This is a genomic window from Bacillus sp. REN3 (assembly GCF_017912555.1).
Taxonomy (GTDB): domain Bacteria; phylum Bacillota; class Bacilli; order Bacillales; family Cytobacillaceae; genus Mesobacillus.
The window spans coordinates 1-573 of record NZ_JAERSD010000064.1 but is presented as its reverse complement, the minus strand read 5'-3'; the positions used below and the strand labels follow the sequence as shown (position 1 = coordinate 573).

Below are 573 nucleotides of genomic sequence, written 5' to 3'. Positions count from 1 at the left end.
GGAACAGGCGATCATCCTTCGCAAGGAAGTTCCTAGCCGGAGTGTATCGCAGATCATCCAGATTCTCGAATGGGAAGGTTTGGCCGAACCGGGGCAGCTTAGGAGATCAACACTCCAGGAGAAACTTACGAAAAAAGGGTACAGCACAAGGAATATGCGTCTCTATGCCCAAACAGGGATAGCTGCCAGGAGGTTCCAAAAGCGGCATAGGAATCAACTCTGGCAATCCGATATCAAATATGGGCCTTACTTGCCGATTGGCCCTAATGGAATCAAAAAGCAAGTCTACCTTGTCGCTTTCATCGACGATGCCACCAGGTTTGTCGTCCATGCGGGATTCTATCCTACATTGGATTCGAGAATCATAGAGGATGCTTTCCGTCTGGCTATCCAAAAGTATGGTGTTCCAGAAGCTGTTTATTTTGATAACGGAAAGCAATATCGAACCAAATGGATGTCACGTACCTGCTCAAAAATAGGCACTCGTCTCACTTATACAAGACCTTACTCAGCGGAATCGAAAGGCAAAATAGAACGCTTCAATAGGGTCATAGATTCATTCATCAGTGAAGC

General features: G+C 46.2%; 1 protein-coding gene. It reads left to right on the top strand.

Annotated features, from left to right (window positions below; all coding sequences use genetic code 11):
• The coding region (locus tag JJQ88_RS21010; protein ID WP_210367978.1) for a DDE-type integrase/transposase/recombinase at positions 1–573 on the top strand (573 nt) is incomplete at both ends.